The sequence below is a fragment of the Aeromonas sp. HMWF017 genome (genome assembly GCF_003061465.1).
GTDB classification, from domain to species: domain Bacteria; phylum Pseudomonadota; class Gammaproteobacteria; order Enterobacterales; family Aeromonadaceae; genus Aeromonas; species Aeromonas veronii.
This window is the reverse complement of sequence record NZ_QAJD01000156.1, coordinates 16,737-23,866: the sequence shown is the minus strand read 5'-3', so window position 1 is coordinate 23,866 and position 7,130 is coordinate 16,737. Positions and strand designations below refer to the sequence as shown.

Genomic DNA, 7,130 nt, shown 5'->3' with positions numbered 1-7,130 from the left:
GTCATCATCAACATCTCCTCTATCGCCCGCGCCGGCAATATTGGCCAGAGCAACTATGCCGCCAGCAAGGCGGGGGTCGCCTCGCTGGTGGTGACCTGGGCGCGGGAGCTGGCGCGCCATGGCATTCGGGTGATGGGGATTGCTCCCGGGGTGTTTGCCACCGACATGACGGCGGCGATGAAGCCGGAGGCGATGGCGCGGATGCAGCAGGCCATTCCGGTCGGCACCCTTGGCGAGGCGCAACAGCTGGCCGAGACGGTGAGCTTTATTTTTGCCAACGACTATCTGTCGGGGCGGATGATTGAACTGGATGGCGGTTTGCGTTTATAGGGATTTACATAATGGGCCCCGGTGTTTCCACCGGGGCTTTTTTATGCAGATTATTTATACAGAGAGTGCCTGAATGGCGATGCATAGGAACCATGCGAGTCAGGTTGTGTTGGCAGAAAAATGAGAAATATCAATGGGTCTTGGTTAATTTGAGCCAGCTCACAGGCCATATGGGTCAGTGCTGTAAAATTGCGCGCGGTCAAGGCGGTGCATGATTGACGGGACGAGGGATTGCGGTCGGAATAGTCATGCAATATAGTTGCCGCCTTTTTCACGGGGTCAGGATTCCCAGCCCCTCCCATATTGCGCGCAGTATGAATACGGACGCTCTGCCGCCGCCTAAATAAACAGGATTGAAATGGACAAGAAACTAGGGCTGGGCGCCCTCATTTCGCTGGTGATCGGCTCTATGGTCGGCGCCGGGGTCTTCAGTCTGCCACAAAACATTGCAGCGCATGCCAGTGCCGGGGCGGTCGCCCTGGGTTGGGCCATCACTGGCCTTGGCATGATCTGTCTCGCACTGGTTTACCAGAACCTCTCCATGCGCCGCCCCGATCTCGATGGCGGTATCTTCAGCTATGCCAAAGCCGGTTTCGGCGATTTCATCGGTTTCAACGCCGCCTGGGGTTACTGGCTCTGCCAACTGCTGGCCAACGTATCCTACGCCATCGTGGTGTTCAGCGCCCTGAGCTACTTCTTCGATACGCCGGACAACGTCATCTTCGGCGATGGCAATACGCCGGTCGCCATCACTCTCGCGTCCATCCTGATCTGGTCGGTGCATGCGCTGGTGCTGCGCGGGGTTCAGGTTGCGGCGCTGGTGAATATCGTCACTACGATTGCCAAGATGGTGCCGCTCATTGTCTTCTGTGTCGCGATCCTGCTGGCCTTCAACATGGATACCTTCACTCTGGATATCTGGGGCCAGAACAACATGGAGCTGGGCTCCGTCATGGATCAGGTCAAGTCCACCATGAAGGTGACACTCTGGGTCTTTATCGGGATTGAAGGGGCCGTGGTGGTCTCTGCCCGTGCCCGTCATCGTAAGGATGTGGGCCGTGCCACCGTGCTGGCGCTGCTCGGCGCCCTGACACTCTATGTGATGGTGACCCTGTTCTCGCTGGGTGTCATGAGCCAGCCGCAACTGGCGGCGCTCAAGAACCCTTCGACCGCCATGATCCTCGAGGCCGTGGTCGGCCCCTGGGGCGCCTGGCTTATCAATATTGGTCTGGTGGTGTCAGTGATGGGGGCTCTGCTCAGCTGGACCGTGCTGGCCGCTGAAGTGCCCTACATCGCAGGCAAGACCGGCGTCTTCCCGGGCTGGTTTGCCAAGGAGAACAAAAACGGCTCGCCGCAGGTGTCCCTCTGGTGCTCTACCTGTCTGGTGCAGATCTTCCTGATCATCATCTACTTCCAGAGCAGCACCTATCTGGCGCTGGTCAACATCGCCACCTCGGCGGCGCTGGTGCCGTATGTCTTCTCTGGCGCTTATGGTCTGAAACTGGCATTGAAAGGGGAGACCTATCAGGGTCAACCCCATCAGCGCAAGCGTGACCTGCTGCTGGCCCTGGTGGCGACGGTTTACGGCTGCTGGCTGGTCTACGCTGCCGGTGTGGAATACCTGCTGCTGGTGGCGCTGCTCTATAGTCCGGGCATCTTCATCTACTGGAAGGCGCGTCAGCATCACGGTCTACGCGGCCTTAACCGGTTGGAGCAGGGGATGACGGCGGCCCTGCTTGGCTGTGCCGTGCTGGCCTTCTACAAGGTGATGGACGGTACCATTCCACTGCACTAACCGGCACAATGAAGAGATGGCCCTCGCGCCATCTCTTTTTTTTCATGCAGATATCCACTGTTGCCCGGCCGTGTTGGCCAGTTTTTGTTTAACACAGGAATTTTTATGCTGTTTATGGGTTACCTCCTGCTGGGCGCCTTTGCCGGCATGCTGGCAGGGCTGTTCGGGATTGGCGGTGGATTGATCATTGTCCCCGTGCTGGTCATGACCTTTCGCGCCCAGGGCATCGACCCTGAAATAATTACCCATCTGGCCCTCGGCACCTCGTTGCCCACCATGATCTTTACCGGATTCAGCTCGCTGAGAGCACATCAGGAAGCGGGCGCCGTCGACTGGGTGATGATCCGCAGATTGGGGGCGGGCATGCTGGTTGGTGCCTGGCTCGGTGGTATGACGGCCAATCTGCTCAGTACCAGCACCCTCAATATCATTATCGGCTGCTTCGCCTGGATCATGGCGCTACAGATGGGGCTCAATCTCAAGCCCAAAGCGGAGCGCCATATGCCGGGGGCGCTCGGCACAGGCATCGCCGGTACCATCATTGGCTGGATGTCAGCGCTGTTTGGTATTGGCGGTGGCTCGCTGACCGTCCCTTATCTGAGCTGGAACTCGGTGCCAATGCGCAATGCGGTAGCGGCCTCTGCAGCTTGCAGCATGCCCATCGCGCTGGCGGGGAGCCTCAGCTACCTCTATGCGGGTTGGGGTCATGCCGATCTGCCCGAGTGGAGTGTGGGCTACATCTATCTGCCCGCGCTGCTCGGCATTGTGCTGACCAGTACCCAGTTTGCCCGCCTTGGTGCCAAGCTGGCACACCGATTGTCACCAAGACGCCTCAAGCAGGCATTTGCTCTGCTGATGCTGCTGGTGGGGGCGAAATTTATGCTGTTTAGCTGATTCATTCGGCAGATTGTTGAAAAATAAGGCAAACGATCTGTTGGAGGGTAGAAAGCCGTTGCATTGAACGCCCAGTTTGCCTATTCTCCTCGCCGGTGGTCCTATTGGTCCTCTCGCATTGATAACCCGTCGACCTGGTCAGGACCGGAAGGTAGCAGCCAAGGCGGGGGACTCGAGTGCCGGGATGTGGCTGGTAGGGCCACCACTTGTTTCTGCAATTCAATAAGTTAGCTTTCTAAAGCCCTTGGTCATCCACTTTGTGTGGACGACGAGGAGCTCATCGATGAATCTCTGGCTCAGTCCCCACGGCATCTGGTATTACCGGAAAGTCACCACGCTCCCCTGTGGTCGTCGTAAAGAGATCAACAAATCCCTGCATACCCGAGACAAGCTGACGGCCCGTGCAGCTGTTGCGAAGCTGCTTGCCTGTGCGCGTTCCAGACCCAAGCCCATTCAGTTGCCTGCAGAGGTCAATGTTGCCCCAGATGAGTAATCAGTAGCCCGTAATCCGGGGGCTTTTATTGCTTGGTGACACGCAGGGTCGCGTTGTATTTGAGCCGCCCATGGGAAATATGTCTGTTTATCTCGCTTAGCAGCGTCTCTTTATTGATGGGCTTGGTGATATACCCGTTCATGCCATGGGAAAGATAGTATTGCTTGGATTCCGGCATCGCATCCGCCGTCAGGGCGATGATGGGGATATCTGCCCAAGGCATCTGGGAGGTGCGGATCCGGGTGGTGGCCACCAGGCCATCCATCACTGGCATCTGGACATCCATCAACACCAGATCAAATTCGGTGTGACCCAGTTTCTCCAGCGCCTCTTCTCCCTGAACGGCCAGTGTGACCTGATGGCCCACGGAGTCGAGCATGGCGCCGATCACCTTGCGGTTGGTGGCATTGTCATCAACCAGCAAGATGCGATAGGTCTCCTGATCCAGCTGCTTGGACGGCAGGCAAACAATCGAGGGGGTCGTGGCTCTGGCGGGCCAGATGTAGGTAAAAGTACTGCCATGTCCCTCGCTGCTCTCTACCGAGATATCGCCGCCCATCAGGCGTGCGAGGTTACGGGATATTTCAAGTCCCAGGCCCGATCCACCATATTGGCGGGTGATCGAGACATCCGCCTGGGCGAAACGTTGAAACAGGTTCTTTAGCTGACTTTTGCTCATGCCGATCCCGGTGTCCTGGATCGAGATGCGTATCGAGTGGCGATCCTGCTCCAACAGGGTGCTATCAACATGGATCTTTACTTCCCCCTGATGGGTGAACTTGATGGCATTGCTCACCAGGTTGAAGAGGATCTGGCGCACTCTCAGCGGATCGATCATCAACCACTCCGGCGTATCGGAGGCAACAGTCAGGGTCAGTTTGATCCCTTTCGCATCGCAGTTGCTCTGCATCAGGGCCCGAATATCCTCCAGCAGCTGGGGCAAGTGATGGGGGGCCAGTTGCAGCTCGATCTTGCCCTCTTCCAGCTTGGATACATCCAGAATGTCGTTGAGCAGACCGAGCAGATGGTTTGCCGATTCCCGCGCCGTCTCCAGATAGTCTCGCTCCCTCGGATCCATATCCCGGTCGGCCAGCAGTGAGAGCATGCCGAGAATGCCATTCATGGGGGTGCGAATTTCATGGCTCATGTTGGCCAAAAAGCTGCTTTTGGCTCTTGTGCCTGCCTCTGCCGCCTGATTTGCCCGCAGCAGTTTGTCATTGAGCTGCTGCATCAGTTTGTGTTGCAGAAACGAGATATTCATTTGCCGCCAGATCAGCAGGGCGAGCACAAAGAGCAGCGCAAATTGCAGGGTCGCGATGAGTGTCGTCGTGATGATCTGCTCCCTCACGCTGTCGCGACGCGCCACATCAAACAGGGTCGCCTGCTGGTTCACCTCCAGAGTCAGTTGATGGAGCAGGGGGAGCAGGGAGGCGAGCTGTTGGCGCAGCTCCTGATGGGCAAGATTGTTGAGCGACTTGGTGGCTTCCGGGCCGAGCCAGATATCCGCCAGAGAGATGTAGGAGCGAATGGCTTTGCTTGCCTGCTGGTAGATCTCTGTTTGCTGAAGCAGGCTGCGATCCTTGCTCTCCAGTACCAGATCCATGCGGCTGACCAGAATATCGTATCTGAGTTGGAAGGTCGGTTGCGACTCATGGAGCAGCGAGCTTTGAAAACGCAGCGCTTCGTTATAGAGCTGGAAATAGTTCCACATCACGTTGTCTTCGCCCTGGCTGGTACTGCGCTGCAGATCCTGAAATTGCCGGTACTGGATGGTACCAATACCGGCAAAGGCAAGGAGCAGCACGCAAAGCACCACAAACAAGAAACGTTGACTGGCCGCCATGGAACGCATGATGGGATCTACTCCACTTTTATCGCGCTGATCTGCCAGATAGCCCGACCGTAATAGAGCTTGTTTTGCAGTTCGGGATATTGATCGAACGGATAGACAAGGAACAGCGGCCCTTTGTCACGCACCGACAGTGGCTTGCCATTGATCGTGCGAGCGAGGATGACCTGATACTGCTCGGCATCGCTTGTCGGCACCTGTACCGAGTAGTCATTGAGCGCGGTAATGGTGAGCTGTTTGCCGGTTGCCCCGACCTTGGCCAATACATCTTGCAGCAGCGGGCCGCGAAAAGTCTTGGCTTCGTCATACCAGGGGGTATGGGTTTTGATTTCGTGTACCGGTAGTTGATCCAGCATGGCGCTGTCCCACAGGACCAGAGACTGATGAGTGGGGCTGCTGATGGCGCCTTCAACCTTCAACACGGCGCTGTCAGGGGAGGGGGCTGCGTATGCGGTGCCGCAAAGGGCTGCCAACAGTGGTGCGATGTAAAGGCCTGCTTTCATGATCTCTCCTTCCTGGAATATGGCGGCATGGGGGCCGAGCCAACGGTGGCTTGTGAGCTGTGTGCAAAAGCAAGCAATAATCGGGCCCAGTCTAATGGGCTTGAATTATCAGTGATTTAGCCTGTCATCGGGCGATCTCGGCCAAGGTGAATTGCAGTTTGCAACGTGTGGGGGAGGTTAATTGCAATTTGGCAATCAAAACGAGGCGTGGGGGTTGGCGAATAAGGCGCAAAGAGTATCATTTGGAGAACAAGTGCCGTGGCACTGCCCGGCATAACATTTGCAACGTGCTGAATGCCGTGACAGCAAATAGTCTGAGAATCGACAAGGAGCTAGCGATGGAAAGCATGACTTACACCCTTAATGATATCCAGGTAGTGGTACTGGAAAACGAGTTTGACGCGATGGCCGTCAGTGAGCTCCGCCCGTTGTTTGAAACCCTCTCGACCCATCCGGGAGATATCCTGGCCGATATCAGCGATGTCCATTTTATCGACTCGTCGGGTATCGGAGCCTTGGTATTTCTCTATAAAAGATTGATTATGAACGGGCATCAGATGGCGCTTGTCTGTGGACCAGGCCAACCTCACGACCTGCTGGAGATGTTGCATATCGATCGGGTGATCCCTTGCCATGAGAGCATCAAGGCCTATATGCGTTCCCGTGGCATGATGGCAGCAGCGTCATGAAACGGTTTGGTATCCTGCTCTCGTCCATTCTGCTGTCGGGTTGTGCGCAGTGGCCGCCACAGGGGTATGGCGGCATGGCAGAGGCAAGACCCACCCGTATTCCGGTCAATGAGGATGAACGGCGGGTCTGGTCTCGTTATGATGAGCGTCAGAAGGACCTCGACTTGCAGCTGACGGAATTAAAGCAAGCGAGTCTGCAGGGGTGTATGCCTGCCGAGTTGAAACGGCTACAATCTCAACGTATTGATATCGAACGGGATATGCACGGACGGCTCTGGTCGGATGTAGCCTGGCGTCAGACCGTGTTGGCACAATCACTACAACAAGTACGTTTGCGGCTGCAACAGACAACAGCGGATGGCTGTCGTGCTGATTGGTCAGGGCTCCCCTTACGCCAATGGGGGCAGACGTAACAGACGAAAAGGATGTCTATGAAACGGGGCGCTCTCGAAGGATTGATCTGTGTTCTCTTGCTGTTGTTCACCTGCCCGTTACTGGCCTCCACCTTTTTGGCTCCCGGTGATCGGTTGGCCATAGTGCAACCCGGTGAGCCTGCTTTTGATCAGCCTTTCCAGAT

Annotated in this window: 8 protein-coding genes and 1 other RNA gene; 7 read left to right on the top strand and 2 right to left on the bottom strand. The window is 56.4% G+C overall.

Annotated features, from left to right (window positions below; genetic code table 11):
- The 5 genes from DBR30_RS17195 to DBR30_RS17175 all read left to right on the top strand — a co-directional run.
- The coding region (locus DBR30_RS17195; RefSeq protein ID WP_146181389.1) for an SDR family oxidoreductase at positions 1-330 on the top strand (330 nt) is incomplete at its 5' end.
- A gap of 358 nt (positions 331-688) precedes the next feature.
- Entirely contained in the window at positions 689-2,125 is a 1,437-nt protein-coding gene (gene arcD / locus DBR30_RS17190; RefSeq protein WP_005336921.1) for an arginine-ornithine antiporter, read from the top strand.
- Positions 2,126-2,230: 105 nt separating this feature from the next.
- A complete protein-coding gene (locus tag DBR30_RS17185) occupies positions 2,231-3,019 on the top strand; it encodes a sulfite exporter TauE/SafE family protein (RefSeq protein WP_108539714.1) in 789 nt (262 codons plus the stop codon).
- A 102-nt stretch (positions 3,020-3,121) separates the two neighbouring features.
- An RNA gene (gene ffs, locus DBR30_RS17180) (signal recognition particle sRNA small type) lies at positions 3,122-3,218 on the top strand.
- Positions 3,219-3,302: 84 nt separating this feature from the next.
- Positions 3,303-3,512, top strand: a complete 210-nt coding sequence (locus tag DBR30_RS17175; RefSeq protein WP_258224475.1) for a hypothetical protein — start codon at positions 3,303-3,305, stop codon at positions 3,510-3,512.
- Between the two features lie 25 nt (positions 3,513-3,537).
- Here the strand turns inward: DBR30_RS17175 and DBR30_RS17170 are convergent, their stop codons facing one another.
- Entirely contained in the window at positions 3,538-5,364 is a 1,827-nt protein-coding gene (locus tag DBR30_RS17170) for an ATP-binding protein (protein ID WP_108539711.1), read from the bottom strand.
- A gap of 8 nt (positions 5,365-5,372) precedes the next feature.
- Entirely contained in the window at positions 5,373-5,864 is a 492-nt protein-coding gene (locus DBR30_RS17165) for a molybdopterin-dependent oxidoreductase (protein WP_108539708.1), read from the bottom strand.
- A gap of 338 nt (positions 5,865-6,202) precedes the next feature.
- Here DBR30_RS17165 and DBR30_RS17160 point away from each other — a divergent pair, with 338 nt between their 5' ends.
- Positions 6,203-6,553: an STAS domain-containing protein gene (locus DBR30_RS17160; protein ID WP_005333409.1), complete on the top strand. Its 351-nt coding sequence runs from the start codon at positions 6,203-6,205 to the stop codon at positions 6,551-6,553.
- A complete protein-coding gene (locus DBR30_RS17155; protein WP_108539706.1) occupies positions 6,550-6,966 on the top strand; it encodes a hypothetical protein in 417 nt (138 codons plus the stop codon). The genes DBR30_RS17160 and DBR30_RS17155 overlap by 4 nt, the downstream gene beginning before the upstream one ends.
- Positions 6,967-7,130: the final 164 nt, after the last annotated feature.

What these genes read in the sequence shown, in the direction of transcription:
- arcD (WP_005336921.1), top strand. Translation starts at nt 689, where the DNA reads ATGGACAAGAAACTAGGGCTGGGCGCCCTCATTTCGCTGGTGATCGGC.
- DBR30_RS17175 (WP_258224475.1), top strand. Translation starts at nt 3,303, where the DNA reads ATGAATCTCTGGCTCAGTCCCCACGGCATCTGGTATTACCGGAAAGTC.
- DBR30_RS17160 (WP_005333409.1), top strand. Translation starts at nt 6,203, where the DNA reads ATGGAAAGCATGACTTACACCCTTAATGATATCCAGGTAGTGGTACTG.
- DBR30_RS17165 (WP_108539708.1), bottom strand. Translation starts at nt 5,864, where the DNA reads ATGAAAGCAGGCCTTTACATCGCACCACTGTTGGCAGCCCTTTGCGGC.
- DBR30_RS17185 (WP_108539714.1), top strand. Translation starts at nt 2,231, where the DNA reads ATGCTGTTTATGGGTTACCTCCTGCTGGGCGCCTTTGCCGGCATGCTG.
- DBR30_RS17170 (WP_108539711.1), bottom strand. Translation starts at nt 5,364, where the DNA reads ATGCGTTCCATGGCGGCCAGTCAACGTTTCTTGTTTGTGGTGCTTTGC.
- DBR30_RS17155 (WP_108539706.1), top strand. Translation starts at nt 6,550, where the DNA reads ATGAAACGGTTTGGTATCCTGCTCTCGTCCATTCTGCTGTCGGGTTGT.